We start from the raw sequence: 25,414 nt of genomic DNA on the forward strand, positions 1-25,414 counted from the left end.
AGAGCTGAGAATAGGATAGTTGAGTTGAGGAGAGCTTAGAGGGATACGTTTATTCACCCCCTGAGGTTATTCAGGGGGTTTTTATATACCCTTTTTCGGTATTATGATAATTCAGACAAAAAGAGTCTGTTCTTTGTCATACCACATTTTCCATCCTCGGAACGCTCAACATTCCATTCTCCATTACACATTATGGAGAGGTGAGAACGTTGACTACAGATTATTCTTCTTTTCAAAGGGATGCCGAATCATACGGAACAATCCCGCTAATGAAGTCGTACTTTTTAGATACGACTACACCCATTCAAATCTTCCAAAACATTGGCAAACGTGCCAGTTTTCTTTTAGAGAGTAGCGATCAGGAATCAAAATGGTCTCGCTATTCATTTATAGGCGTTGACCCAGTCTTCTCCCTGATTGAGCATCAAGGGATATTCAAGGTAGTAGATGCGGACGGTAACAGCATACTTGAACGTAAGGACTTCGAATCAGGAGTTGAAGCTCTATTTGACTACTTAAACCCAAAGCTTCCTGATACTTCTTTTCCTTTTTATGGAGGAGCTGTAGGTTATATAGGATACGATGCGGTCAGTCAATTTGATAAAGTGCCAGCTCATCCAGATCGTGATGAAGATATGCCGTTATTTCACTTTATCGTTTGTGAGAATCTATTAATTTATGATCATCACTTAAAAAGACTAACCGTTTGTCACCATGCTAGATTGAATGAGAGTTCTAATGTTGAGCAGGTCTACAACAATGCATTCAAAGTCATGGAAGAACTTGTTTCAATCTCATCTAAGCAAACGCAAGGAGACGCGATCCACTTACCTGATGATTCCAATGAGGAAGTTGACTTTTCGCAAATAAAATCCAATTATGAGAAACACCAATTTTTACAAGATGTTGAGAAGATCAAGAAATACATTGAAGAAGGAGACGTGTTTCAAGCCGTTCTATCTCAGAGGTTCGAGAAAGACGTTTCCATTAGCGGTCTTGATCTATACAGGGTACTACGGATAATCAACCCTTCACCTTACATGTTCTATTTGAAAATGAATAACGTAGAAATCATCGGTAGTTCACCGGAGAAACTGGTCCAGGTTCGAGACGGTAAAGTAGAGATTGATCCAATAGCTGGAACGAGAAAACGAGGGAAGACGGATGAAGAAGATCAAGCATTAGCTGAAGAACTATTGCTTGATGAAAAGGAACGTGCAGAACATTACATGCTTGTCGATCTTGCGAGAAACGACGTTGGTAGAGTTTCCGAATATGGGAGCGTCGATGTTCCACAGTTAATGGATATCGGGAGATTTTCACACGTAATGCATATTATTTCAAAAGTTACCGGTGTTCTTGCTTCAAGATTTACTAGTCTTGACGCAGTAGTTGCTTCATTCCCAGCAGGTACAGTGTCCGGTGCGCCAAAAGTAAGGGCGATGCAGATTCTTAATGAATTAGAACCAACGTCAAGATCTATATACTCAGGAGCAATCGGTTATATCGGTTTTGATGGAAATATTGATTCATGTATCGCGATTCGAACAATGGTGATTAAAGATGGAACTGCATACGTACAGGCAGGAGCGGGAGTTGTAGCCGATTCGATCCCAGAAAATGAGTGGGAAGAGACGCGTAATAAGGCGAGTGCACTTATTAAAGCGATTCAGGTAGCGGAAGCAATTTTCGAGAAAAAGGAGGAGCGGTTAAATGTTTAAAGAACAACTACAGAGAATGATTGAAGGTGCGACACTTTCTGAATCAACAGCAGAACAAGTAATGGATGTTATTATGGAAGGAAAAGCAGATGATGCACAAATTGCTAGCTTCCTCACCATTCTTCAAATGAGGGGCGAATCGGTAGATGAACTGACAGGTTTTGTTCGATCGTTACGCAATCATGTCATACAGCTTGATCATGGTGGGCTTCCCCTAATTGATACATGTGGTACAGGTGGAGATGGGCAATCGACTTTCAACATTTCAACCGCTTCAGCTATACTTGTTTCAAGTCTTGGAGTGAAAGTTGCGAAACATGGCAATAGAGCTGTTTCTTCTAAAAGTGGAAGTGCTGATGTATTGGATGAACTAGCTATTCCAACGCAATCTTCAAGAGATGAAGCTATTCAAACACTTGAAGGAAGAAATATGTGTTTCTTGTTTGCACCGAATTACCATACTGCAATGAAACATGCGGTAAGCGCACGAAAAGCAATCGGTTTTCGGACAGTGTTCAATAGCCTTGGGCCATTAGCTAATCCGGCTGGAAGTCAGTCACAGTTAATTGGTGTCTATAGCCACGAGAAAGCATTGAAAATGGCAGAAGCTTTAAAACGTCTTGGGACGAAGCGGGCATTGCTTGTAACAGGCGGTGAAGGGATGGATGAGTGCTCAATCTCAACTTACACAGATTTTGTTGAGTTGAAAGATGGAGAGTTATTCACATATCGCCATACACCAGAAGATGTAGGGCTAAGATCATGTAATCAAAATGATTTAAGAGTTGATACTTCAAAAGAAAGTGCTACGCTTATACAGGAAATTTTTAATGGTAATGGGAATGAAGCTAGTACAGGAATTGTCCTTTATAATGCGGGAGCAGCGCTTTATCTTGCGGGTGCTAGTGACTCGATTAAAGAGGGCGTAAAAATGGCAAGAGACGCAATCAACAATGGTACGGCAAAAAATCAATTGAATCTTTTACGCGTTGAAAAGGAGTTGAATGTTCATGCTTGATCGAATCATAGCAGTAAAGCACGAAGAAATGGCGAGGTTTAACATGCCTGAAGATCAAAAGTTCAACAATGTTTCTTTTGTTACTAGCTTACAAAATCCTACACATGAAGTAGGTCTTATTGCAGAAGTCAAAAAAGCATCGCCTTCGAAGGGGATCATAAATGATAATTTTGATCCGGTAGAAGTGGCTGAAGCATATGAAAAAGCAGGTGCGGATGCTATTTCAGTTTTAACTGATGAGACGTTTTTCAAAGGATCGAACTCTTTTTTAACAGAAGTGAAAAAGCATGTGAATTTACCCATCTTAAGAAAAGACTTTATAATTGACGAAAGACAAATCGAAGAAAGTAAACGTATAGGGGCGGACGCAATCCTATTAATCGTAAGAGCACTTGGTGTCCAAAAAACGAAAGAGTTCTATCATCTTGCAGCTTCCTTTGGCTTAGAATGTTTGGTCGAAGTCCATTCTGAGGAAGAATTAAAGGAACTGATTGCTTCATTTACGCCAGCTGTAATAGGAGTTAACAATCGTAACCTAGCAACTTTTGAAACCTCCACAACGCAAACGCATATGCTCAGTCGTTATATACCTGAATCCACATTACTGATTAGTGAGAGTGGCATTTCAACTTATGATGACATTCAAGATGTTAAGAAAGCTGGGGCATCAGCTGTTCTTGTTGGTGAAGCACTAATGCGCGGTGGCACTTATGAAGCGGGGATTAGAAGACTATTTGGTGAAACAGCACATGAAAACGCCTGAACTTAAACTATGCGGTAATCGTTCCTTAGAAGATTGGCAAACAGTTAGGTTGAGCGGTGTCCAGTATGCTGGGTTTATTTTTGCCAATAGCGTTCGCCGTGTGTCAAATGAAGAAGTTGCAAAATGGCTTGAAGATTACCCGCCACAAGATAAGATGCAAATTGTAGGAGTCTTTGTGAATCCTGAACTTGAAGAACTAGCAGAAACCGTTAGCGAGGTTCCGTTGGATATTATACAGCTGCATGGAAAAGAAACGCCTGCATTTGCGGCAAAAATCAAGCAAATGACAGGAAAACAAGTTTGGAAAGTGCTGCATCATGGAGATGGTGCTCTTTCAGACATGTCTCGGTACTCAGATATTGTAGACGGATATGTCGTCGACACGAAGCTTCCCGGGCAATGGGGAGGAACTGGCAAACGATTTGATTGGAAGGCAATTCCTGATTATCAGAACAAAGCAGAGAAACAAAATGTTCCTTTGTTTATTGCCGGAGGTGTTAATCCAGATAATGTTCGTGAGTTAATGGATTACATGACAGATGGAATTGATGTTTCAAGCGGAATCGAAATGGATGATAAGAAAGATACAAATATGATTAATCGAATGAAGGAAAGGCTGGGATAAAGATGTCAACAATGGTACCTGATCAGCGCGGTAGATTCGGAAAATACGGTGGCAAATACGTACCTGAAACAGCGATGTATGCGCTGGAAGAATTAGAGAATTCATTAAATGAAGCAATGGCTGATGAACAGTTTCTGGCAAATTACCATGATGAATTGAAAAAGTACTCAGGCCGACCAACACCTATTACGCATGCAGAGAATTTATCCAAACGCCTAGGTGGAGCACAAATTTATCTAAAACGAGAAGATCTTAATCATACAGGAGCACACAAACTCAATAATGCGATCGGACAAGCACTCCTTGCTGTTCGAATGGGTAAAGAAAAAATAGTAGCAGAAACTGGGGCTGGACAACACGGTGTAGCTGCAGCAACTGTTGCTGCACGATTTGGTCTTGAATGTAAGGTGTTCATGGGTGAAGAAGATATTAGACGACAGGAATTAAATGTATTCCGGATGAAGCTTCTAGGTGCTGAAGTTGTACCCGTATCTTCTGGTAGTAAGACACTCAAAGATGCTACAAATGAAGCCATTCGCTATTGGGTAGCAAATGTGGAGGATACGTTTTATTTAATTGGATCAGTTGTAGGACCACATCCCTACCCTAAAATGGTTCGCGACTTCCAAAGAGTAATCGGAGACGAATCAAGAGAACAAATGGAAGATCTTCCGAATAAAGTTATCGCTTGTGTAGGTGGCGGTAGTAACGCAATGGGAATGTTCTATCCTTTTCTACAGGATGATGTTCAGTTAGTAGGAGTAGAGGCTGCAGGTAAAGGCATCCATACTGGTGAACATGCAGCAACCCTTTCAGAAGGACGACTTGGGGTTATTCATGGGTCCATTACTTATTTACTCCAAAATGAGACTGGTCAAATTCAGGAACCTCATTCTATATCTGCTGGTTTGGATTATCCGGGTATCGGACCTGAGCATGCATACTTATCGGAAACTGGCAGAGTGACGTATACTGGCATTACTGACATGGAAGCACTTGAAGCGTTAAAAGTTCTATCAAAAGAAGAGGGTATTATTCCAGCAATCGAGAGTGCGCATGCACTTTCAGAAGCAATTAAGCAAGCACCAGACATGGGAGTAGATGAAACGATTCTCGTTTGTCTTTCAGGTAGAGGAGATAAAGACGTTCACACAATTATGGAACATCTCGGAGGTGAGGTTGATGAATAAACGTTTTGAACAACATGTCGATGGACGAAGCGATCTATTCATTCCGTTTGTTGTAGCGGGAGATCCAACTGAAGAAGCAACAATTAAGCTTGCTTTAATGCTACAAGAAGAAGGTGCCAATGCAATTGAACTGGGTATTCCTTATTCCGATCCTTTAGCAGATGGACCGGTTATACAACGGGCTTCTATTCGTGCACTTGAGCATGGAATGAGTTTAGAGAAAGCTATGAATATTGTTCCAAAAATGCGCGAACGCGGACTTGAAATTCCGATAATTGTATTTACTTATTACAATCTTTTGTTACAATTAGGAGAAGAACGCTTCTTCGCTTTAGTGCGCGAAAATGATATAGATGGTCTTTTAGTTCCGGATCTTCCTTTTGAGGAAAGTGAGGAATGGAGAAAAAGCTGTAAAATGAATGGTATAGCTCTTATCTCACTAGTTGCGCCAACGACATCTGATAAGCGTCTTACTGAAATTGCAAATGAAGCAACAGGTTTCCTTTACTGCGTTTCATCATTAGGTGTTACAGGTACACGAACAGATTTTCATTCGTCTGTCTTCGAATTCGTCGATCGCGTAAAAGCTCAAAGTCCTATTCCTGTCGCTGTTGGTTTTGGGATTTCTGCTCCAGAACAAGTAGCGAAACTGAAGGAATATTGCGATGGGGTCATCGTTGGGAGTGCGATTGTTCGTCAAATCGAAGCGCAAGTTGATGGTTTAACAAATGAAGAAACACAAGTTGAAGCGATTAATCAAATTCGTTCTTATATCCGCGATTTGATTTCTCCATACGAGAAACTGAAAATTAATACGTGAGGTGCACGCATGATTCCAAAACAACAATTGAAAGGTTTGACCCCTTACAAGCCAGGTAAACCAATTGAGGAAGTAAAAAAAGAACTTGGGCTAAAAGAAGTTGTGAAATTAGCTTCGAACGAGAATCCTTATGGCTCTTCACAGGCCGTTAAAGAAGCCATTCAGAAAGAATTAACACAACTGCACATTTATCCAGATGGATATGCTACATCATTACGAACGGCTGTAGGTAAACATCTTAAGGTAAATGAAGACCAGCTTGTATTTGGTAACGGATCTGATGAAGTAGTGCAGATGATTTGTAGAACGTATCTTGAAAAGGGAACGAATACGGTGATGGCAACCCCTACTTTTCCACAATATCGTCATAATGCCGTCATTGAGAATGCTGAGATTCGTGAAGTTCCATTGCAAGATGGTAAGCATCAGCTCGATGAAATGTTAGCAGCTATTGACGAAAACACTCGCATAATTTGGGTTTGCTCGCCGAACAATCCTTCTGGGGAGCACGTACCAGAGAATGAATTAATTTCATTTTTAGACAATGTTCCTAAACATGTTCTAATCGTAGTAGATGAAGCTTATAAAGAATATGTAACAGCTAAGGACTTTCCTGATACGTTGGCTAGACTAAATAACTATAAGAACCTTGTTGTACTACGAACATTCTCAAAAGCATATGGCATTGCAGCTCTTCGCGTAGGATTTGGTGTAGCCAATGCTGAAGTGGTTGCAGCAATTGAACCATCAAGGGAACCATTTAACACTTCTCGCGTCGCACAAGCAGCAGCAATTGCTGCCTTAGGTGATCAAGAATTTATTGATATGTGCCGTCTTGAGAATGAGAAAGGGCGTTCTCTTTATTATAAATTTTGTGAGCAATATAATTTAGATGTATACCCATCTCAAGGTAATTTTGTATTGATAGATTTTGGTATTCCAGCTGATGATGTCTTTAATTATCTGCTAAAAAATGGATACATTGTTCGATCAGGATCAGCTCTTGGATTCCCTACATCTGTAAGAATTACTGTAGGTTCACAGGAACAGAATAAAGAAATTATTAAGTTCCTTATCCAACTATTAGTTGAACGTGGAATGGTCAAGTCATGAGTAAACAAGTTGCTGTGATTGGTCTTGGTTTAATTGGTGGTTCGATTGCGCTAGCAATCAAAAACCATCACGAGGATGCAAGAATTACTGGTTTTGATGTGAATCAAAACCAGCTTCAACTTGCAAAAGCTCTACGAGTCGTTGATGAGACAGCTTCTTCCTTAGAAGAAGCTGTTCAATCAGCAGACTTTATCATGATTGCTGCGCCAGTTGTTCAAACTGAACATATTTTGGCACAATTGAGTGAGTATTCATTAAAAAGCAACGTTATCATATCTGATGTTGGTAGCACGAAACATTCGATTGTGAAACACGCAAAGAGTATTTTGGATCCATCGATTACGTTTATTGGTGGGCATCCTATGGCTGGGTCGCATAAAACAGGCGTTTCTGCTGCAAAATCTCATTTATTTGAGAATGCGTTTTATATTCTGACCCCTGATCAAAATGTTGCTGAAAAGGATCTTAATAAGTTAATGGACCTGTTAAGGGGCACTAAAGCAACATTTGTAGAATTGGAAGCAGAAGAGCACGACTACCTAGTAGGGTTAATTAGTCATTTTCCACATATTCTTGCTGCAAGTCTTGTGAACTTTGTGAGTGAGAGTAACAACAATCAGCGTTTTAATGTAGCTAGATTTGCGGCAGGTGGGTTTCGAGACATTACCCGTATCGCATCTGCTAGTCCAGTGATGTGGCGAGATATTCTACTGCGCAATAAAGAAGTACTGCTACAAATGACGGATGATTTGAAACTAGAGCTTGACCGTATACGAAACTACATTGAACAAGAAGATGGCGACAAAATCTTTGATTACTTTACAGATGCAAAAGACTTTCGTGACGGGTTACCAGTTCGTTCAAGAGGTGCTATTCCTGCGTTTTATGATTTGTTTCTGGACGTTCAAGATCAGCCAGGGGTAATTGCAGCTGTTACACAAAAACTTGCAGGTGAAGAAATATCCATTACCAATATTCGTATTATTGAAACGCGTGAAGATATCATGGGAGTTTTGCGGATTAGCTTCAGATCAGAACTTGATCGAGATAATGCTAAAGCTGTCCTTGAGCGTGATTTCGATACGTATGTTGATGATAAATAAGGAGATCGTTAGTATGGAAACGATAATGAAAGCAAATAGACTTCAAGGAAGTATCACAATTCCGGGCGATAAATCAATCTCTCACCGCGCCGTCATGTTTGGATCGATTGCGGAAGGAACAACTCACATTTCGAATTTTCTACCTGGTGCTGATTGTTTAAGTACAATTGATTGCTTTAAGCAGATGGGTGTAAAGATTGAACAGGATGGTGCTTCTGTCATCGTAGAAAGTACAGGGATAGATGGATTACAAGAACCGTCACAGCTTCTTGATGTTGGTAACTCAGGTACAACATTCCGTCTTATGATGGGTTTACTAGCAGGGCGAGCATACCACTCAGTACTTGCTGGTGACGAGTCAATTGCCAAAAGACCAATGAACCGTGTATCTATTCCATTACTCAAAATGGGTGCTGCCATAGATGGCAGAAACAATGGTACATATGCACCTATCTCAATAAGGGGTGGGAATCTAACTGGTATTACATATACATCTCCTGTAGCAAGTGCACAAGTAAAATCGGCTATTTTGTTAGCTGGCCTTCAAGCAAAAGGTGTTACAACAGTTCATGAACCACATTTGTCACGTAATCACACTGAGAATATGCTTGAAAGCTTTGGTGTCAAAGTAAATCGCAATGGTTGCTCTGTTAGCATAAAGGGCGGACAGAAGCTAGTGTCAACGAATGTGGAAGTACCTGGTGATATTTCATCAGCCGCTTTCTTCCTTGTAGCAGGTGCAATTGTACCAGAGAGTACGATTACTCTATTAAATGTTGGAATAAATCAAACTCGATCAGGAATTTTAGATGTTCTAAAACAAATGGGGGCGTCACTATCTATTTTAAATAGGAGAATTGTTAATCAAGAAGAGGTAGCTGATTTAACAATCAAAACGAGTGAGCTTTCCGGATCAACTATTGAAGGAGAAATGATTCCTCGTTTAATTGATGAACTTCCTATTATTGCCCTTCTAGCTACACAAGCACATGGGAGAACGGTGATTAAAGATGCTGAAGAACTGAAAGTGAAGGAAACCAATCGCATTGATGCAGTAGTTGATGCGCTTCAAAAGCTTGGAGCTTCGATTACGGCAACAAGTGATGGAATGGTAATCGAGGGGCCTACTCCACTTCATGGGGCAGCTGTATCTAGCCTTGGCGACCATCGTATCGGAATGATGCTAGCAATAGCTGGTTGTATAACAGATGGCCAGGTGGATTTAGCTATGCCGGAAGCAATTAGAGTTTCATATCCAGACTTTTTTGAACATTTGAAGCAGTTGAGAGCAGGTTCTTAGGAATCTGCTCTTTTCATCATAGGTTTTATAAAATACACAAAAAATAATTACAATTTTCTAAACAATCTGTTGATTTTAGCGAATTACCTGTTATACTAATAATAGTAATGGTTTCTCTCCACTCCTATCCATATTTACTTTGTCCCTGTGTTTTGAAAGCGCTAACATCGGCTTTCTACACAGGGAATTTTTTCATTTTGATTCTTTTATGTAGGCTATGTTAGCTCATATTGTTGATTTCTCGATTTTTGGCTCATTCGAGTGAAACCTCAGTTTCACTCGCCTTTCAGCTTTGCTGAAAGGTCGCCCTGTGATGACCAACCGTCTGAGCAAATGAATTTGCTCGAAGCGATTGGTCATCACAGGGCGTAAATGAGCCAAAAATCAACACTGTTCATTAACATAGCCTTTATGTAAGACATAATTGACCTCCCGTACACATAGCTTGTCAATACAAAGGCAGGGATAGGGAGGGACTGTTATGAAACAATTGTATGAAAATGTTTCTATTAATGGAACTCGTTATAAATTGGCTACTGAATCGAAAATAACTTATAAAACAACTGAAGGGAGACTAGAGAAAGGAATTAGCTGCTCATTTGATCGGTTTTTAATGAAACCTGGTAAAGTCTTATTTGTAGAAGAGCTCTCTTTAAAACCTGAAGACGAATTTTTTGATTCAATGAAGAGGTACATTATGAATGGAGCGACGACGATTCTTACAATCACGACGATTCAAGACGAGCGAACTTTCGAGAAAGAACTAAATAGATCTATTAATGGACTAGCTAAGAGTCCAATTGATTACGTGATTGGAATCCGGACGGACGCTTCACAACTTACGCCAGAATTCATTAGAAAATGTGCTCGTTACCGTATTCCCTTGGTAATTGCTGAATTTAAAACGGAGGAAATCTGGAATGATAGTGTGTTTGAATGGACCATTCAAGCTAATTTTCCATATGGGGCTGCGCTGATACCCGACTTTTCGTTTCTTAAAACCTTCCAAGAAGATAAGATCGAGCAGGAGAGATTAAGACTGTTATCAGAAGCTCAAGTAAAAGGCCTTGATGCATGTTTTTATCAAGAACTAGTTAGTGAGAAAGAACTGTCATCTGATATGTTGAAGAGAACCGGTATTTATCCGATGAAAGATTGTTTAGCTTCGGGAGCAGACTTTGATTACAATTTGTATTTACAGAATTCAAGCAATCAAGTTGAAGAAGATCAAATTCTTGATTATGATGGAGAGGACCCAATCATTTCAGGACTTCGTGGAAAATTACTTAAAGTAAACGACAAGATTGTGTTGAAAGTAGGATACGGTAAGCATCTCACTATCCATAAACCATCGTTTTTTACTGCGAATGACCGAAATAATAAAAGAAGTGTTAGAAGGAGTTTTGGAGCGTGGAGCGTCTTAAACAAGCTGTCTCGTTAATTGAGTCAGGTAATTTTGAAAAAGGATTGGAAGAACTTAAAGAAGTTCGTAAAGAAGCTGATCACGAAGGCTTGTACGATCTATCCAACATTTATTACAGTCTTGGATTGATAGAAGATTCGAGAGATGTAGTTGAAGAACTTTTGATTCATTATCCAAATGAAGGCGAATTGCTCGTGCAGGCGGCAGAATGCTATGTAGATCTTGAACAGGAGCAGGATGCGATCGCTGCTCTTAATAAAATAGATGCAAACGATGCTGCTTATCCCCCTGCTTTGCTGTTACTTGCTGATTTGTATCAAACAGAAGGCTTGGAAGAGGTAGCTGAACAAAAACTACTTGAGGCTAAGGGAATTTCACCTGATGAACCGATCATTGATTTTGGTCTTGGGGAGTTCTACTTAACTCAGGGGCATCATCTTAAAGCTGTTCCTTATTACGAATCTGTTCTGGGTACCAAAGGTGAGTTAGCTAATGAGAATATCGAACTCAGACTTGCAGAAGCACTGAGCGGAAGCGGTCAATTTGAAGAAGCTCTTACTTTTTATGAAAAAGGTTTAGAGAACGGGCGTGAAATTAATGCGTTATTTGGCTATGGATTCACTGCACTACAAATAGGTGAATATCGAAAAGCGATTAACGCATTCAATGAATTAAAAGATCTTGATCCACAATACAGTACCCTTTACCCTTATCTTGCTAGAGCTTATGAAGAAGAAGGGGCAACAGATGAAGCGATTCAAACGCTTGCTCAGGGTATTAAAGTAGATGAATTTAACGAAGAGCTATATTTACAAGCAAGCAGGTTAAGCTATAAAACACATGACAACACGAGTGGTGAGCAATACTTACGTGAGTTACTAGCCATTAATCCGACACACATTGAAGCAGCGAAAACTCTTGCCACTTTCCTTAGAACAGAAGAACGTTATGAAGATATTATTGATTTACTCAATAATATTGAAGAAGGGGATCAAAATGATCCGTACCTTGACTGGTCAGCTGCAACAGCTTATGCACAGGTTGAAGAGTATAAAGATGCCATAAAACGTTATGAAAACGCATATACTTATTTCAAAAACGATCCTATTTTTCTTGAAGAGTATGGTTTGTTCTTAATTGAGGAAGGCCGCCGCGAGGAAGCAATTAATGCATTTAAACTTGCTTTGAAGCTTGATCCGACGTTAGTACACCTTGAAGAAGAGATTCTCCGATTCGGTGAAGAAAGATTTAACGAGGAATAAAGACGGTGTGGAAGGAAATTTATCTTCAATGACGAATTCTTAAATTAGGAAAATCTCAGGGAGGAATCGCTATGAGCAGCTCCGTTTCTGTCGTTGAAAAGAAGGACTTTCTTAAATGGTTTCTTAAAAATTATCAAGTAAAAAAACGTGAGTGTGTTTGGCTATTAAATTATTTAATTAGTGATGAAGTGCTAATGGGGAATGTTCACTTTGTTGAAAATGCTGAATTCTGTCCTAAAGCACTCGTTATCTCTACGCACTGCGTTGAAAATGCACCTTTCCGATTCTACAAACATAACATCATTACAACAGATCCAGAAAAGTCTTTTCATGACATTCGCCTGAATCAGGACGAGCCTATTTACATTCAGCTCAATTTTAAAAGTAAGAATGTATCACCACAATTCGTTGCTGTTCTGGAAGAGAATCCATTCTTGCCAGAAAACATGGCAGCAGATAAGAAATATTCCTTCCTGGCTGAAATGGTTCTTGATGAATCATTTACCCGCTTTAAACGGGATTCAATTCTTAAACAAATTGATGAAGCCCTAGATCAAAATGATGAGGCAACATTTCAGAATTTAAGTAAACAGTTAAATAACCTCTAACCCTTGAATCTTTTCAAGGGTTTTTCTATACTTTAAATTGGTTCAGATACGTGTAAGAGGGGGAGACGAACTTGATCCGTAAGTTGACTGCAGCTGATTGTAAAGATGTAATTGCAATGGAAACGGGTATCGAAGACGATTACGTCATTCGTATTTTTCCTAAGTTAATTGAACAACACGACATGCTGGGGTATTTTGAAGGACCTACACTCGTTGGTATAGCAGGAATGACTATTTATGAAGGAGAAATTGCAGTATTAGGTCGACTTCGTACTCATTCGAATTATCGTGGTAGAGGAATTGCTTCTGCGTTAATGAACGAACTTAAGGAAGAAGCCTTTCATTCCTTAAACCTGAACTGGGCCTGTTATGCGACAGAAGAGAATAATATACCTGGTAACCGAATGGCACGCCATTTACAGATGAACCTTGAAGCTATTGTAGTATCGTCACGTATAAGCCCTGGAACTGTAGAAGGTACTCTCGATACTCAACCCTATCGATCTGACTACTCTAGGGAAAGTAAGAAAAAATATTTGGAAGAGTATAGTGTGAATGAGGATCTGGATTTCTTCCCTCATTCAATCTATTACCCGCTTCCTTATGTTCCTAACTTAACAGATGGCTATTTAGACTCAATTGAAATGTTTCAGAATAACTCGGGAAGCTTTATAATAATGAAAGAGGAAAAAGGAGCAACGTATCTCCATGTCAAAGTTTGGAACGAGAGAACGTTACATAGTAAAGAGTTGTGGCAGATTGTGAACGCTGAGGCTGAAAAGGAAGCGAGGTCAATCTGGATTGACCTACCAACAGAACAAGCGAAATGGCTTGAAGCACATTCACATCAGACCATATGGCACTTATACGGTAAAAAGAAGGAGCTAGTAAAATGAGATGGACCGAATCAGATATTGCGATTTATGAAAAAGAGAGAGAATACGTGGATACAGCTGTCCTTCCACTTCTACCTATTTCAATGACATCAAGTGTTAAAACGATCGTATCAATGGGAGAATACATAACAATCATTTCTGGTGAATTGGAAAGACAGCTTAAAGGAAGACTCTTATTAATGCCTGCGTTCACTTATCTCCAGTCAGAAGATAGCGAAACGCGTGTTGAGAGACTTAAGCAAGTAGAGGAAGAGCTTTACAAAGGTGGTATTAAACACATCATCACGTTATCGGCTGATGTTGATTGGAAACAGTCTGAGAGCAAGTTATCAAGTGCGCTATTATGGATGCCTGCTATCCCTTTAGAACACATGGATGAGCAATATAAAATGGAAACGATATCAGCGCAAGTTAAACAAGTTCTACAATTTGTCACAAATACATGGCAAAGTAATACAAATAGTTGATTTAGCGCATACTAATAACCAATCCGAATATTGACAGAGCGAGAGTGACTACGCTATCATAGGAATGTCCTAGTTATATGTGTTTACTATTTTATGTCCGGCTGGACTGACTTCATAGGATAGGGGGGAAACCAATGGCGAAGAAAAATGAAGTAACAAGACGCCAATTTCTAAACTACAGCCTGACTGGTGTAGGCGGGTTTATGGCAGCGGGAATGCTAATGCCAATGGTCCGTTTTGCAATTGATCCATTGTTAAAAGAAGGAGCCAAACAGGATTTTGTACCTGTTATGGACACAAGTGAGATTACGAATAAACCAGTTCGTAAGGAATTTAAAATTGACCAGGTAGATGGTTGGTACGAGTCTGAAGTAACGCAATCCGCCTGGGTTTACAAGGATGAAAAAGACGAAATTGTCGCACTTTCACCTGTGTGTAAACACCTCGGATGTACAGTTGACTGGGCTTCTAATCCTGCATATCCTGAACAGTTTTTCTGCCCATGTCACGCGGGCCGTTACACGAAAGATGGTATGAACGTTCCAGGCACACCGCCACTTGCACCACTTGATGTTTACAACAAGAAAGTCCAAGATGGTAAACTTTACCTCGGAAAACCTGAACCACGTTAGGGGGCGTAATCTATGTTAAATAAAATCTATGATTGGGTAGATGAACGCTTAGATATTACGCCGATGTGGCGCGATATTGCGGATCACGAAGTGCCTGAGCACGTTAACCCTGCTCATCACTTTTCAGCGTTTGTTTATTGTTTTGGAGGATTAACGTTTTTTATTACCGTTATCCAAATCTTATCCGGAATGTTCCTTACAATGTATTATGTACCTGACATTGTAAACGCTTGGGAGTCTGTTTACTATCTTCAAAATGAAGTAGCATTCGGACAAATTGTAAGAGGAATGCACCATTGGGGAGCCAGTCTCGTTATCGTTATGATGTTTCTACATACCCTTCGCGTATTCTTTACCGGCTCTTACAAAAAACCTCGTGAACTAAACTGGGTTGTTGGTGTATTGATTTTCTTCGTAATGCTTGGTCTTGGGTTCACTGGATACCTATTACCATGGGATATGAAAGCGCTATTCGCAACAAAAGTTGGTCTTGAAATTGCGGTAACTGTCCCAATTATTGGAGAGTGGGCGAAAACCCTTCTTGCAGGAGGAGAAATCATCGGTGCTCAAACACTTGCTCGTTTCTTCGCGATTCATGTATTCTTCTTGCCAGCAGCTCTTTTAGGATTGTTAGCTGCTCACTTTATCATGATTCGTAAACAGGGTATATCTGGCCCGTTGTAAAATTCGTTTAAGAACTTATTACTAATTAACAACACAATTTTTTATACGAAGGAGGGGGACAGATGCATCGCGGAAAAGGAATGAAGTTTGTAGGCGACTCGCGTATCCCTGCGCAGAGAAAGCCTAACATTCCAAAAGATTATTCAGAGTACCCCGGCAAAACTGAAGCGTTTTGGCCGAACTTCTTATTAAAAGAGTGGATGGTTGGTGCCGTATTCCTTATCGGTTATCTAGCACTAACAATTGCCCATCCATCTCCACTTGAGCGTGTAGCCGATCCTACTGATGCAACTTATACACCGCTTCCTGACTGGTACTTCCTGTTTCTATACCAGCTCTTGAAGTATAAATTTGCTGCCGGTGACTATACTTTAGTCGGTACGGTTATTATGCCAGGAATTGCTTTCGGTGCACTTCTTCTCGCTCCATGGCTTGATCCTGGACCAGAAAGAAGACCTGCTAAGCGTCCAGTTGCAACAGCTCTTATGCTTCTTGGATTGATTTCAACAGTTTATCTTACATGGGAATCTGTTGTAACTCATGACTGGGAAAAAGCAGCGAAGCAAGGTGAGATCGTTGAAGCAGAAGTAGACAAAGAATCAGAAGGTTATGCCATTTATGCTGAACAATCCTGTATAGGATGTCACGGTGACAGCCTTCAAGGTGGATCTGGTCCATCTCTTCTTGAATCACAGCAAACGAAAGAGTCTATTATGGACATTGCTGTAAACGGAATTGGTGGTATGCCAGCTAACGCTTTCAAAGGTTCTGATGAAGAGCTTGATAAGTTAGCCGAATTTATTGCTGAAACTGCTAAAGCAAATCAATAAAATGTTGAAAAAGCTGACTGCTTAGTCAGCTTTTTTTTCACTTCTACATAAAATGCCAAAATTAAGCAGATGAAAAGGAGATAACGATGATATCTCAATTTTTTTATTTATTGAAATCAAGGCCGTTTCTATGGTTCTTGCTGATCATTAATGTACCTGGCACTATATACGGTTATTATTGGTATGGCTGGCAGCTAGCAGATACAAACCCTATTTTTCTGCTGTTTGTCCCAGATAGTCCAACAGCAAGTCTTTTCTTCTGTTTTGTCCTAATCGCATTCTTATTAGGAAAGAACTGGCCACTCATGGAAAGTTTAGCTGCAGTAACATTGTTTAAATACGGGATATGGGCTGTTGTAATGAATATGATGGTCATGGTTGTCGAAGGTGAATTGTCCCTTATCGCGTTAATGCTTATCTTTTCTCACCTTGGTATGGCGATTGAGGGGTTATTGTTTGCGCCATTTTACAAAATTAAGCCATGGCACCTTATCGCGGTAGCGATATGGACATTCCATAACGATGTAATCGACTATGTATTTGGTCAGATGCCTCGCTATTCCATGCTTAGTGAGTATACATCTGCGATTGGTTATTTCACATTTTGGCTTTCGATCGTTTCACTCGCCCTTGTTTATTTACTATCCGTTCGAAAAGGGCACTTTAAGCTATCTATTCGGTAAAAGGAAGTGGTCTACTCTTGTCCCTATCTTCATACATTGAAGTAGAATGAAGGAGGGACAAGGGATGGGTAGACGATGGCTCCTTTTGGTAATTATACTAATGATGCTCCCCGTTAATGTGCATGCTTCTGAAACTGACACAAAACAAGCTTGGAATGATATAGCTGCGAATGTACTTGAATTTGGGAAACAGGAAGAGTTTGATCGAGCAAAGGTAATGCTCGAAGAATTCGCACAGACATTTCCTGGTGAGGCAGGAGATGAACTAACGACAACAGAATTGAGAATTGTCTTAAACGCTCACGATCGAGCGATGCAATCGATCACTGCAGTGGACAAAGCTTCTGAACAACGGATTCAAGCGTTAACAGAATTTCGACTTGCTGTTGATGCCTTGGTTTCAACAGACCAACCAATGTGGCGTCAAATGGATGATAAACTTCTTCAGTTAATTAATGAAATGAGTACAGCCATTGAGCATAGTGATATAGACGTATATGAATCGAGTAAATCGCGATTTATCGGAACGTACAGCATCATTAAGCCGGCAATGGCAATTGATTTGTCTGCTGAAACGCAACAGCGATTAGATTCTCACATTGCTTTCATAGAAAGGTACGCTTCTGCTAAAGATAAGCAACTTGTCGGTCAGCTAAAGACAATGCATAATGACTTTGAGAACGCGTTTAATAAGAGCAAAGAAAAAGATGATGCCTCCATACTGTGGATGATCGTGTCAATCGGTGGAATCATCACGTTAACATTAATTTATGTAGCTTTTCGTAAATACCAAGGTGAAAAGGAATCACAAAAAAGGAAACAAGTTGATTAAATTCGAAGATCTTGTGAACCTGAAACTGTGTAATTGACTTTTTATCGGAATTTGACTAAAATTGACTTTAATAACATAGTCATGAAGTAATTACACATGTGATGGAGGAATGGAAATGGCTAGTTTTCTAATTTATTTTGCACTACTTTTAATCATTCCGTTATGGGCACAAAGTAGAGTGAAAAGCGCGTATAAAAAATATTCTAAAGTACCAAATTCATCAGGAATGACAGGTGCACAAGTTGCTCGTAAAATTCTTGATGAGAATGGATTATATTCTGTAAACGTAGAAGAAGTTCGTGGACATCTTTCCGACCATTATGATCCACGATCTAAGACTGTAAGATTATCGTCTGGGAATTACCATGGGCACTCTGTAGCTGGCGCAGCTATCGCAGCACATGAAGTTGGTCATGCGATTCAGGATGAAGAAAGTTATGCTCCACTTCGCTTCCGACATACACTTGTACCGGTTGCGAATCTAGGTTCAAACTTTAGTTATTTCATTATTTTAGCAGGTATTCTCATGTCTTCTGCTAACTTCATTTTACTTGGGATCATATTTATGAGTGCAGCTGTTCTCTTCCAGATGGTAACATTGCCTGTTGAGTTTAATGCATCAAACCGAGCAATGGAACAGATTGTATCAACTGGAGTAATTCGAAATGATGAAGAAAGAGAAACGAAAAAGGTTCTAAACGCAGCGGCGTTAACTTATGTTGCAGCAGCAGTCGTTGCTCTTCTCGAATTAGCACGCTTTGTGTTTATCTTTATTGGAATGAACGAAGATTAATGAAAGAATCTCGCCTTTTAGGCGAGATTTTTTTATTGCTCTATAGGATTTTTATTCTCATCTAGAGTAAAGCCTTCACCAAGAACATCATGAACATCATTTACGGCAACGAAAGCGTGTGGGTCAACTTCACGAATAATGTTTTTAAGTCTCACAATTTCATTGCGTGCAACTACGCAGTATAGAACTTCTTTTTGTAAACCAGAGAAGCTACCCTTACCGTTTAAAACGGTCGCACCTCGATCCATTTGGCTCATAATCGTCTCAGCAATTTCTTTGTTGCTTTCAGAAATAATCATCGTCGCTTTTGCTGCATATGCGCCCTGCTGGATGAAATCAATGACTCGTGCAGCTACAAAAACAGCAAGAAGCGTATACATCGCTTCTTTATAATTTAAATAAACAAGAGAAAGTGCGATAACACAAAAGTCAAACGCAAACATTGTTCTTCCCATGCTCCATCCAATATATTTAGAGCCAAGTCTCGCAATAATGTCGACACCACCTGTTGTGCCTCCATAACGAAAGATAATTCCTAGTCCGACTCCTACGAAAACTCCTGCAAAAAGTGCGGCTAGCGTTAAATCATCTTGTAACGGGATAGAAAGAACTGAGTAACGCTGGAAGATCCATAGAAAAATAGATAATGAAACAGTACCAATAATGGTGTAGATAAACGATTTTCGACCGAGTAACCGCCAGCCTATTAGAAAAAGAGGTATATTAAGAACTAAATTTGAGATGGCAGGGTCGATATCAAATAGAAAATATAATAACAGTGTAATACCTGTAAATCCACCTTCAGCTAAATTATTTTCCATATTAAAATGAACAAGTCCAAAAGCGAATATTGCAGAGCCTAGTAGAATGAAGAATGTGTTCTTACTTCGAATTCCTTCCATATGTAGTACTCCTTTCGTTAAATGACAACCAACAGATTTCATTATAATCAAATACCGAGCAGACAGCAATTTCATTCTGTTATACTCTGTATAGGTTAATGACTACATAAGCTGGTTAAATATTTGTCATCCGAATTTTTTTTAGCTAACATAATAACAGATACGAAAGGTGGACTGGCACATGTCTAATAAGACAATTAAAGAGATGCAGAATGAAGTAGATCAATACATAAGTCAGTTTAAAGAAGGATATTTTAGTCCGCTTGCCATGCTTGCTAGGATGACTGAAGAACTTGGAGAACTCGCTCGTGAAGTGAATCATTATCATGGTGAGAAACCCAAAAAAACTTCTGAAGAAGAGCGTACAATTGAGGAAGAAATGGGCGATCTTTTATTTGTACTAACGTGTTTTGCGAATTCAATGGATATTGATTTAGATGAGGCATTCACCCGAGTAATGACAAAGTTTAATACGAGAGATAAAGACCGTTGGACAAAAATCGAAGAGGAGAGTGACTAAAAATGAATGAAGTAAAGATTGTTATTGCAGGACCTAGAGGGAATATGGGAAAAGAAGCAGTGAAGCTCGTAGATCGGACAGAACATTTTAGTTTAACAGCTGTCCTAGATAGCAAGAGTTCAGGACAAACTGTAAAAGACATTGATGGACTCCCTTCAATGGATGCTCCAGTTTATACAGATCTAGATCTTTGTCTTTCTGAAGTAGAATGTGATGTACTTATTGATTTAACAACTCCTGAATATGGTAAGAAGCACATGGAAATTGCATTTTCTCATGGTGTTCGACCTGTGGTTGGAACAACTGGATTCTCTAATGAAGATGTTCAAGAACTATCGAAAACAGCTGAACAAAAAGGGATAGGAGCTATTATTGCTCCAAACTTTGCAATTGGTGCTGTCTTAATGATGAAATTTGCTGCAATGGCAGCGAAGTACTTCCCAGATGTTGAGATAATGGAGCAACATCACGATCGCAAGCTTGATGCCCCTTCAGGAACAGCTGTTAAAACAGCGAAAATGATTTCAGAAGTTCGTGAAGCAAAAGTGCAAGGGCATGAAGATGAGAGAGAAGATATGGACGGAGCAAGAGGAGCAGACTATGAAGGTATGAGAATTCATAGCATTCGCTTACCAGGTCTAGTCGCACACCAAGAAGTATTGTTTGGTGGAGAAGGACAGACATTGAAAATCCGTCATGATTCAATGAATAGAGGATCGTTTATGCCAGGTGTTCAATTGGCGGTTGAAACTGTATTGAAGATTGATCAGCTAGTTTATGGACTTGAAAATATTATGGAGTAGGGGATGATTAAATGAAAATCGCTTTAATCGCTCATGATAAGAAAAAAGACGACTTAGTCCGTTTTGCTCTTGCTTATAAGTTGATTCTCGATCCTCACGAGCTATATGCTACTGGCACAACTGGTAAACGCGTCATCGATGAGACGGGGTTACAAGTCCATCGTTTTCAATCAGGACCACTTGGTGGAGATCAACAAATCGGAGCTATGATTGCAGAGAACGATATGGACGCAGTGATTTTCTTTCGAGATCCCCTTACAGCACAGCCGCATGAGCCTGATATAACTGCGCTTATTCGATTATGTGACGTATATAATATTCCACTTGCAACAAATATGGGCAGTGCAGAAATACTTGTACATGCTCTTGGAAGAGGAGAACTGGATTGGAGAGACATCGTTCATGGAAGAAATAACACCACTTGATATACTTGCTTTTGGCGCTCATGCTGATGATGTTGAAATTGGTATGGCCGGCACATTAAAGAAACTGTCTGAAGAAGGGAAGCGTACAGGAATTTGCGATTTAACACGAGCTGAGCTGTCTTCAAATGGAACGGTTTTCGTTAGGCAACATGAAGCTCAAACAGCATCAGATATTCTATCAGTTGAGAGCCGTTTTAATCTCGGGTTCCCTGATCGCGGTTTGTCTACTTCGGACGATATGATTCAAGAAGTGGTCAAATTAATTCGAAGGACACAGCCTTCCGCAGTTTTTGTACCATACTATGAAGATAGGCATCCAGACCATGGGCATGCTGCAACTTTGGTAGAGGAAGCTGTTTTCTCTGCGGGAATTCGTAAATATCATCCAGAACTAGGATCTGCTCATAAAGTGAATCAAGTTTATTATTATTTTATTAACGGTTTTCATAAACCTGATTTCACGATTAATATTTCAAACCAAATTGAAGCAAAGAGACAGGCGCTTGAAGCATATGAAAGTCAGTTCACATTAACAACTGGGAGTGTCTCTACTCCATTAACGAATGGTTACGTTGATAAAGTTATTTATCGTGAATACTTATACGGAAAAGAATCTGGAGTAGACTACGCAGAAGGATTTATTGCAAAGAATCTAATATGTATGGAAGAACTCCCGTTAGGAGAAAGAAAATGACACTAAAAATTGGTATAACGTGCTATCCAACTGTTGGAGGTTCTGGCGTTATTGCAACAGAGTTAGGGAAAATGCTTGCAGAAAAAGGACATGAAGTTCATTTTATAACGAGTAGCGTTCCTTTTCGTTTGGATACATTTCACCCCAATATTTATTTTCATGAAGTTGAAGTTAATCAATACGCTGTATTTCGCTATCCGCCTTATGATTTAACACTTGCGAGTAAGATGGCAGAAGTCATTCAACGTGAGAATCTTGATTTGCTTCATGTCCATTATGCAGTTCCACACGCCGTTTGTGCTTTTCTAGCAAAAGAAATGGTAGGCGGAAACATTAAAATCGTTACAACACTACATGGTACAGATATTACTGTTCTAGGTTACGATCCATCTTTAACAGAATTGATTCGATTCGGTATCGAGAAGTCAGATCGTGTGACAGCTGTATCTGATGATTTAGTAGAGCAGACGCATCGTTTGCTAGAAACAGATAAGGAAATTGACACCGTTTATAACTTTGTAGATGAGCGAATTTATTATCCAAAAGCAGAAGCTGATTTAAGAAAGGGATATGACATTAAAGAGAATGAGAAAGTAATCGTACACATATCGAATTTTAGAGCGGTTAAGCGGGTTCCTGATGTGATTGAAGTCTTTAATAGAATTCAAAAAGAGATGCCTGCTAAGCTTTTGTTAATTGGAGATGGACCAGAAATACAGGTAGCTTGTCGCCTAGTCAATGATCTTGGGATAAGAGATCGAGTGAAATTCCTTGGGAAACAGGAGAATGTAGCTGAAATTCTTTCTATATGTGATTTAAAATTATTGCTTTCAGAGAAAGAGAGCTTTGGTCTCGTTGCCTTAGAAGCGATGGCATGCGGTGTTCCAGCTATTGGAACGAACATCGGTGGTATACCTGAAGTAATCGAACATGGCGTCAATGGATTTATAGCAGAAGTAGGTGACATTGAATCGATTGCATCTTATGCAATGCAATTGCTTTCTAATGCTGAACTGCATAAGAACATGAGCGCAAGGGCTGTGGAGGCCGTCCAAACGAAATTCGCTTCCAATTTCATTCTTGAACAATATGAAGCATTGTATTACAAGACGCTTCAAGGAGCACTTACTTGATTTGTTTAAAAGGAGAAGCTTTTAAACCTTGTCTGGAAGTGCTCGAAGTTCTGACGAATGCAGGATACGATGCATTTCTTGTTGGAGGAGCCGTCAGAAATACGTTACTAGGTTTACCTGTATCGGATTTTGATCTTGCCACATCTGCTAAGCCTGAAGAAGTTGTTCAACTATTTGATAAAGTGATTCCAACTGGGTTGCAGCATGGAACGGTTACCGTAATGTACCTCGGCGAGGCCTTTGAAGTGACTACTTTTCGAGAAGATAAAAAGTACACCGATTTTAGACATCCATCAGGTGTTTCCTATTTAGGATCCATTGAAGGTGATCTTGCAAGAAGAGATTTTACGATCAACAGCATGGCCCTTTCTAAAGAGGGGAAATTAATTGATCTCCATGGAGGTCAGAAAGACTTAAGTTGCAAACTTATTCGTACTGTAGGCAATCCTGCAGACCGTTTTCAAGAAGACGCGTTAAGAATGCTTCGTGCCATACGGTTTCTAAGCAAGTTGGGTTTTGCTTTGGATACAAAAACGGAAGAATCTCTTACTGAGAATGCCCATCTCCTTAAACATGTTGCAATTGAGCGCCTCCAAACAGAGTTTTCCAAACTTATGGGAGGTAAGGCGGTCAATTTAGCTCTAAAACAGCTTGTGTTTTGTCGTGTGCATCATTACTTACCTGGGTTGAGTCAGATGGCATCTACACTTACTAAAGACGTAGATTTGTCTTTACTTGAAACGGATTTTGAAAGATGGGCATGGCTTTCTAGTCATGCAGATCACCCTGTTTCATTCTTAAAAGAGTGGCGGTTATCAAACAATAGTATTAAACAAGTCGAACGTTTAATAACGTTTTCTTTGGAAGTTCAACGTGAAGGATGGAATAATCGTACAGTTTATGATGCGCTTCCAAATGCTAAAGGTTGTGAACGACTACTTTCAGTCATAGAACAACGTGATCCTAATTTGAGAGAAATAGACCGTATCACTTCTGAACTTCCCATGACATCTCGAGAGATGCTCGTAGTAACTGGAAATGATTTAATCAGCTGGACACAATCAGAGCCAGGCCCTTGGGTAGGTGAGGCAATAAGAGAAATTGAGCTTGCTGTTATTACAGAAAAGATAAAGAATGAGAAATCTAGCATTAGAAGGTGGCTTAAACAGTGGCGGACTCAATAAGGCAGCAGCTGCTGCAAATGCTTGAAGACCATGCAGAAAATTATGTTTCTGGTCAAATGATTAGTGAAACATTAAATGTTTCAAGAACGGCCATTTGGAAGCACGTTTCAGAGCTTCGAAAGAACGGTTATGAAGTGGAAGCTGTTCAAAAGAAAGGATACCGAATTGTGTCTAGGCCAGATATGCTTAGTAAAGAAGAGATTGGATTAAAATTAACTACTGAATTTCTAGGTAGGAAGATTTTTACGTATCCTTCTGTTGAATCCACACAATTTATAGCACATGACCTTGCGCATCGAGGTGCTGTTGATGGTACGATCGTAGTGGCTGATGAACAAACAGCAGGGAAAGGTCGGCTCGGTCGATCGTGGCATTCTCCGTCCGGAAGTGGAATTTGGACAAGTCTTATACTCCGTCCCAAACTTCCCCCGCAACGAGCGCCACAATTCACACTTATTGCAGCTGTAAGCGTTGTTCATGCCATACGCAAGCAGACAGGTGTTGAGGCGGAAATTAAATGGCCCAATGACATCTTGGTAAATGGCAAAAAAGTAGTAGGAATTCTAACTGAGCTACAGGCTGAAGCTGACCAAATAAAATCAATAATTATTGGAATGGGTATTAATGTAAATGCAGGAACAGAAGATTTTCCAGAAGAATTACATACAGCAACTTCACTCAAAATAGAAAGTGGACGAGATGTGAATCGATCTGCCTTACTTGCAGCAATTCTAAATGAACTTGAAACACTTTATGAAGAATACTTAACGAACGGATTCCGGATGATTAAGCTTCTTTGGGAGAGTTATGCCGTTAGTCTCGGAAGAAGAATTAAAGCAAGAACGCTAAATGGCGTGATTGAAGGACTCGCAAAAGGTATTACTGAAGAAGGGGTGCTCCTGCTTGAAGATGAGAGTGGGAAGCTTCATCATATCTATTCTGCAGATATTGAAATCTGTTAATTAATGACCACTTTTGTAGAAAGATCTG

At 39.8% G+C, this 25,414-nt stretch carries 28 protein-coding genes; 27 read left to right on the forward strand and 1 reads right to left on the reverse strand.

What is annotated here, in order from left to right; all coding sequences use genetic code 11:
• The first annotated feature begins 209 nt into the window (after window positions 1-209).
• The 20 genes from trpE to AB986_RS02285 all read left to right on the forward strand — a co-directional run bounded on the left by trpE (window position 210) and on the right by AB986_RS02285 (window position 18,763).
• A complete protein-coding gene (trpE, locus tag AB986_RS02190; RefSeq protein ID WP_048309242.1) occupies window positions 210-1,721 on the forward strand; it encodes an anthranilate synthase component I in 1,512 nt (503 codons plus the stop codon).
• The gene (trpD, locus tag AB986_RS02195) at window positions 1,714-2,739 is read left to right on the forward strand and encodes an anthranilate phosphoribosyltransferase (RefSeq protein WP_048309243.1); all 1,026 of its coding nucleotides are present in this window, start codon (window positions 1,714-1,716) and stop codon (window positions 2,737-2,739) included. Before trpE ends, trpD begins: the two co-directional genes overlap by 8 nt.
• Window positions 2,732-3,502 (forward strand): indole-3-glycerol phosphate synthase TrpC, encoded by a 771-nt coding sequence (gene trpC, locus AB986_RS02200; RefSeq protein ID WP_048309244.1) that lies wholly within the window; start codon window positions 2,732-2,734, stop codon window positions 3,500-3,502. Before trpD ends, trpC begins: the two co-directional genes overlap by 8 nt.
• Window positions 3,477-4,127 carry a phosphoribosylanthranilate isomerase gene (locus AB986_RS02205; protein WP_236690292.1) on the forward strand — a complete coding sequence of 217 codons (651 nt, stop codon included), beginning with the start codon at window positions 3,477-3,479 and terminating at the stop codon, window positions 4,125-4,127. The genes trpC and AB986_RS02205 overlap by 26 nt, the downstream gene beginning before the upstream one ends.
• Window positions 4,128-4,129: 2 nt before the next feature.
• Window positions 4,130-5,317, forward strand: coding sequence for a tryptophan synthase subunit beta (gene trpB / locus AB986_RS02210; protein ID WP_048309246.1), 1,188 nt, complete (start codon window positions 4,130-4,132; stop codon window positions 5,315-5,317).
• Window positions 5,310-6,137, forward strand: coding sequence for a tryptophan synthase subunit alpha (gene trpA / locus AB986_RS02215; protein ID WP_048309247.1), 828 nt, complete (start codon window positions 5,310-5,312; stop codon window positions 6,135-6,137). Before trpB ends, trpA begins: the two co-directional genes overlap by 8 nt.
• Window positions 6,138-6,146: 9 nt before the next feature.
• Window positions 6,147-7,250: a histidinol-phosphate transaminase gene (gene hisC / locus AB986_RS02220; protein WP_048309248.1), complete on the forward strand. Its 1,104-nt coding sequence runs from the start codon at window positions 6,147-6,149 to the stop codon at window positions 7,248-7,250.
• Window positions 7,247-8,353 (forward strand): prephenate dehydrogenase, encoded by a 1,107-nt coding sequence (locus AB986_RS02225; RefSeq protein ID WP_048309249.1) that lies wholly within the window; start codon window positions 7,247-7,249, stop codon window positions 8,351-8,353. Before hisC ends, AB986_RS02225 begins: the two co-directional genes overlap by 4 nt.
• Before the next feature lie 13 nt (window positions 8,354-8,366).
• A complete protein-coding gene (gene aroA, locus AB986_RS02230; protein ID WP_236690293.1) occupies window positions 8,367-9,653 on the forward strand; it encodes a 3-phosphoshikimate 1-carboxyvinyltransferase in 1,287 nt (428 codons plus the stop codon).
• A gap of 481 nt (window positions 9,654-10,134) precedes the next feature.
• Window positions 10,135-11,094, forward strand: coding sequence for a hypothetical protein (locus AB986_RS02235; RefSeq protein WP_048309250.1), 960 nt, complete (start codon window positions 10,135-10,137; stop codon window positions 11,092-11,094).
• Window positions 11,064-12,338: a tetratricopeptide repeat protein gene (locus AB986_RS02240; protein ID WP_048309251.1), complete on the forward strand. Its 1,275-nt coding sequence runs from the start codon at window positions 11,064-11,066 to the stop codon at window positions 12,336-12,338. The genes AB986_RS02235 and AB986_RS02240 overlap by 31 nt, the downstream gene beginning before the upstream one ends.
• Window positions 12,339-12,409: 71 nt before the next feature.
• Window positions 12,410-12,946, forward strand: a complete 537-nt coding sequence (locus AB986_RS02245) for a ReoY family proteolytic degradation factor (RefSeq protein ID WP_048309252.1) — start codon at window positions 12,410-12,412, stop codon at window positions 12,944-12,946.
• A 71-nt stretch (window positions 12,947-13,017) separates the two neighbouring features.
• A complete protein-coding gene (locus AB986_RS21045) occupies window positions 13,018-13,842 on the forward strand; it encodes a GNAT family N-acetyltransferase (protein ID WP_053216006.1) in 825 nt (274 codons plus the stop codon).
• Window positions 13,839-14,309 (forward strand): YpiF family protein, encoded by a 471-nt coding sequence (locus AB986_RS02255; protein WP_048309253.1) that lies wholly within the window; start codon window positions 13,839-13,841, stop codon window positions 14,307-14,309. The genes AB986_RS21045 and AB986_RS02255 overlap by 4 nt, the downstream gene beginning before the upstream one ends.
• Window positions 14,310-14,443: 134 nt before the next feature.
• Complete coding sequence (locus tag AB986_RS02260; protein WP_048309254.1) at window positions 14,444-14,941, forward strand: ubiquinol-cytochrome c reductase iron-sulfur subunit; 498 nt, start codon at window positions 14,444-14,446, stop codon at window positions 14,939-14,941.
• A 12-nt stretch (window positions 14,942-14,953) separates the two neighbouring features.
• Window positions 14,954-15,625, forward strand: a complete 672-nt coding sequence (qcrB, locus tag AB986_RS02265; RefSeq protein ID WP_048309255.1) for a menaquinol-cytochrome c reductase cytochrome b subunit — start codon at window positions 14,954-14,956, stop codon at window positions 15,623-15,625.
• A 62-nt stretch (window positions 15,626-15,687) separates the two neighbouring features.
• Window positions 15,688-16,455 (forward strand): menaquinol-cytochrome c reductase cytochrome b/c subunit, encoded by a 768-nt coding sequence (locus AB986_RS02270; RefSeq protein WP_048309256.1) that lies wholly within the window; start codon window positions 15,688-15,690, stop codon window positions 16,453-16,455.
• An 86-nt stretch (window positions 16,456-16,541) separates the two neighbouring features.
• Window positions 16,542-17,138 carry a lipoprotein heptaprenylglyceryl N-acetyltransferase LhaT gene (gene lhaT, locus AB986_RS02275; RefSeq protein ID WP_048309257.1) on the forward strand — a complete coding sequence of 199 codons (597 nt, stop codon included), beginning with the start codon at window positions 16,542-16,544 and terminating at the stop codon, window positions 17,136-17,138.
• Window positions 17,139-17,202: 64 nt separating this feature from the next.
• Window positions 17,203-17,970 carry a sporulation protein YpjB gene (locus tag AB986_RS02280; protein ID WP_048309258.1) on the forward strand — a complete coding sequence of 256 codons (768 nt, stop codon included), beginning with the start codon at window positions 17,203-17,205 and terminating at the stop codon, window positions 17,968-17,970.
• Between the two features lie 115 nt (window positions 17,971-18,085).
• Window positions 18,086-18,763, forward strand: coding sequence for a zinc metallopeptidase (locus AB986_RS02285; protein ID WP_048309259.1), 678 nt, complete (start codon window positions 18,086-18,088; stop codon window positions 18,761-18,763).
• A 32-nt stretch (window positions 18,764-18,795) separates the two neighbouring features.
• Here AB986_RS02285 and AB986_RS02290 read toward each other — a convergent pair whose 3' ends face one another.
• Window positions 18,796-19,665: a YitT family protein gene (locus AB986_RS02290; protein WP_048309260.1), complete on the reverse strand. Its 870-nt coding sequence runs from the start codon at window positions 19,663-19,665 to the stop codon at window positions 18,796-18,798.
• Window positions 19,666-19,846: 181 nt separating this feature from the next.
• Between AB986_RS02290 and AB986_RS02295 the strand changes: the two genes are divergently transcribed.
• From AB986_RS02295 to AB986_RS02325, 7 genes are read left to right on the forward strand one after another with little or no spacing between them, the layout of a single operon-like run.
• Entirely contained in the window at window positions 19,847-20,185 is a 339-nt protein-coding gene (locus tag AB986_RS02295) for a nucleotide pyrophosphohydrolase (RefSeq protein ID WP_048309261.1), read from the forward strand.
• 2 nt (window positions 20,186-20,187) lie between these two features.
• Complete coding sequence (gene dapB, locus AB986_RS02300; protein ID WP_048309262.1) at window positions 20,188-20,988, forward strand: 4-hydroxy-tetrahydrodipicolinate reductase; 801 nt, start codon at window positions 20,188-20,190, stop codon at window positions 20,986-20,988.
• An 11-nt stretch (window positions 20,989-20,999) separates the two neighbouring features.
• Window positions 21,000-21,413 (forward strand): methylglyoxal synthase, encoded by a 414-nt coding sequence (mgsA, locus tag AB986_RS02305; RefSeq protein ID WP_048309263.1) that lies wholly within the window; start codon window positions 21,000-21,002, stop codon window positions 21,411-21,413.
• Window positions 21,400-22,107 carry a bacillithiol biosynthesis deacetylase BshB1 gene (bshB1, locus tag AB986_RS02310; protein ID WP_048310796.1) on the forward strand — a complete coding sequence of 236 codons (708 nt, stop codon included), beginning with the start codon at window positions 21,400-21,402 and terminating at the stop codon, window positions 22,105-22,107. Before mgsA ends, bshB1 begins: the two co-directional genes overlap by 14 nt.
• A complete protein-coding gene (gene bshA / locus AB986_RS02315) occupies window positions 22,104-23,240 on the forward strand; it encodes an N-acetyl-alpha-D-glucosaminyl L-malate synthase BshA (RefSeq protein WP_048309264.1) in 1,137 nt (378 codons plus the stop codon). The genes bshB1 and bshA overlap by 4 nt, the downstream gene beginning before the upstream one ends.
• Entirely contained in the window at window positions 23,237-24,424 is a 1,188-nt protein-coding gene (locus AB986_RS02320; protein ID WP_053216007.1) for a CCA tRNA nucleotidyltransferase, read from the forward strand. The genes bshA and AB986_RS02320 overlap by 4 nt, the downstream gene beginning before the upstream one ends.
• Window positions 24,409-25,386 (forward strand): biotin--[acetyl-CoA-carboxylase] ligase, encoded by a 978-nt coding sequence (locus tag AB986_RS02325; protein ID WP_084006370.1) that lies wholly within the window; start codon window positions 24,409-24,411, stop codon window positions 25,384-25,386. Before AB986_RS02320 ends, AB986_RS02325 begins: the two co-directional genes overlap by 16 nt.
• Window positions 25,387-25,414 lie beyond the last annotated feature (28 nt).

It is taken from the genome of Guptibacillus hwajinpoensis, from assembly GCF_001039475.1.
GTDB lineage: Bacteria > Bacillota > Bacilli > Bacillales > Guptibacillaceae > Guptibacillus > Guptibacillus hwajinpoensis.

Excerpts from the sequence above, each read along its gene's own strand:
- mgsA (WP_048309263.1), top strand. The coding sequence starts at position 21,000 with ATGAAAATCGCTTTAATCGCTCATGATAAGAAAAAAGACGACTTAGTC.
- AB986_RS02255 (WP_048309253.1), top strand. The coding sequence starts at position 13,839 with ATGAGATGGACCGAATCAGATATTGCGATTTATGAAAAAGAGAGAGAA.
- AB986_RS02260 (WP_048309254.1), top strand. The coding sequence starts at position 14,444 with ATGGCGAAGAAAAATGAAGTAACAAGACGCCAATTTCTAAACTACAGC.
- AB986_RS02225 (WP_048309249.1), top strand. The coding sequence starts at position 7,247 with ATGAGTAAACAAGTTGCTGTGATTGGTCTTGGTTTAATTGGTGGTTCG.
- AB986_RS02295 (WP_048309261.1), top strand. The coding sequence starts at position 19,847 with ATGTCTAATAAGACAATTAAAGAGATGCAGAATGAAGTAGATCAATAC.
- hisC (WP_048309248.1), top strand. The coding sequence starts at position 6,147 with ATGATTCCAAAACAACAATTGAAAGGTTTGACCCCTTACAAGCCAGGT.
- qcrB (WP_048309255.1), top strand. The coding sequence starts at position 14,954 with ATGTTAAATAAAATCTATGATTGGGTAGATGAACGCTTAGATATTACG.
- AB986_RS02280 (WP_048309258.1), top strand. The coding sequence starts at position 17,203 with ATGGGTAGACGATGGCTCCTTTTGGTAATTATACTAATGATGCTCCCC.
- dapB (WP_048309262.1), top strand. The coding sequence starts at position 20,188 with ATGAATGAAGTAAAGATTGTTATTGCAGGACCTAGAGGGAATATGGGA.
- trpD (WP_048309243.1), top strand. The coding sequence starts at position 1,714 with ATGTTTAAAGAACAACTACAGAGAATGATTGAAGGTGCGACACTTTCT.
- AB986_RS02285 (WP_048309259.1), top strand. The coding sequence starts at position 18,086 with ATGGCTAGTTTTCTAATTTATTTTGCACTACTTTTAATCATTCCGTTA.
- trpC (WP_048309244.1), top strand. The coding sequence starts at position 2,732 with ATGCTTGATCGAATCATAGCAGTAAAGCACGAAGAAATGGCGAGGTTT.
- AB986_RS02270 (WP_048309256.1), top strand. The coding sequence starts at position 15,688 with ATGCATCGCGGAAAAGGAATGAAGTTTGTAGGCGACTCGCGTATCCCT.
- aroA (WP_236690293.1), top strand. The coding sequence starts at position 8,367 with ATGGAAACGATAATGAAAGCAAATAGACTTCAAGGAAGTATCACAATT.
- AB986_RS02290 (WP_048309260.1), bottom strand. The coding sequence starts at position 19,665 with ATGGAAGGAATTCGAAGTAAGAACACATTCTTCATTCTACTAGGCTCT.
- trpB (WP_048309246.1), top strand. The coding sequence starts at position 4,130 with ATGTCAACAATGGTACCTGATCAGCGCGGTAGATTCGGAAAATACGGT.
- bshA (WP_048309264.1), top strand. The coding sequence starts at position 22,104 with ATGACACTAAAAATTGGTATAACGTGCTATCCAACTGTTGGAGGTTCT.
- trpA (WP_048309247.1), top strand. The coding sequence starts at position 5,310 with ATGAATAAACGTTTTGAACAACATGTCGATGGACGAAGCGATCTATTC.
- AB986_RS02245 (WP_048309252.1), top strand. The coding sequence starts at position 12,410 with ATGAGCAGCTCCGTTTCTGTCGTTGAAAAGAAGGACTTTCTTAAATGG.
- lhaT (WP_048309257.1), top strand. The coding sequence starts at position 16,542 with ATGATATCTCAATTTTTTTATTTATTGAAATCAAGGCCGTTTCTATGG.
- AB986_RS02235 (WP_048309250.1), top strand. The coding sequence starts at position 10,135 with ATGAAACAATTGTATGAAAATGTTTCTATTAATGGAACTCGTTATAAA.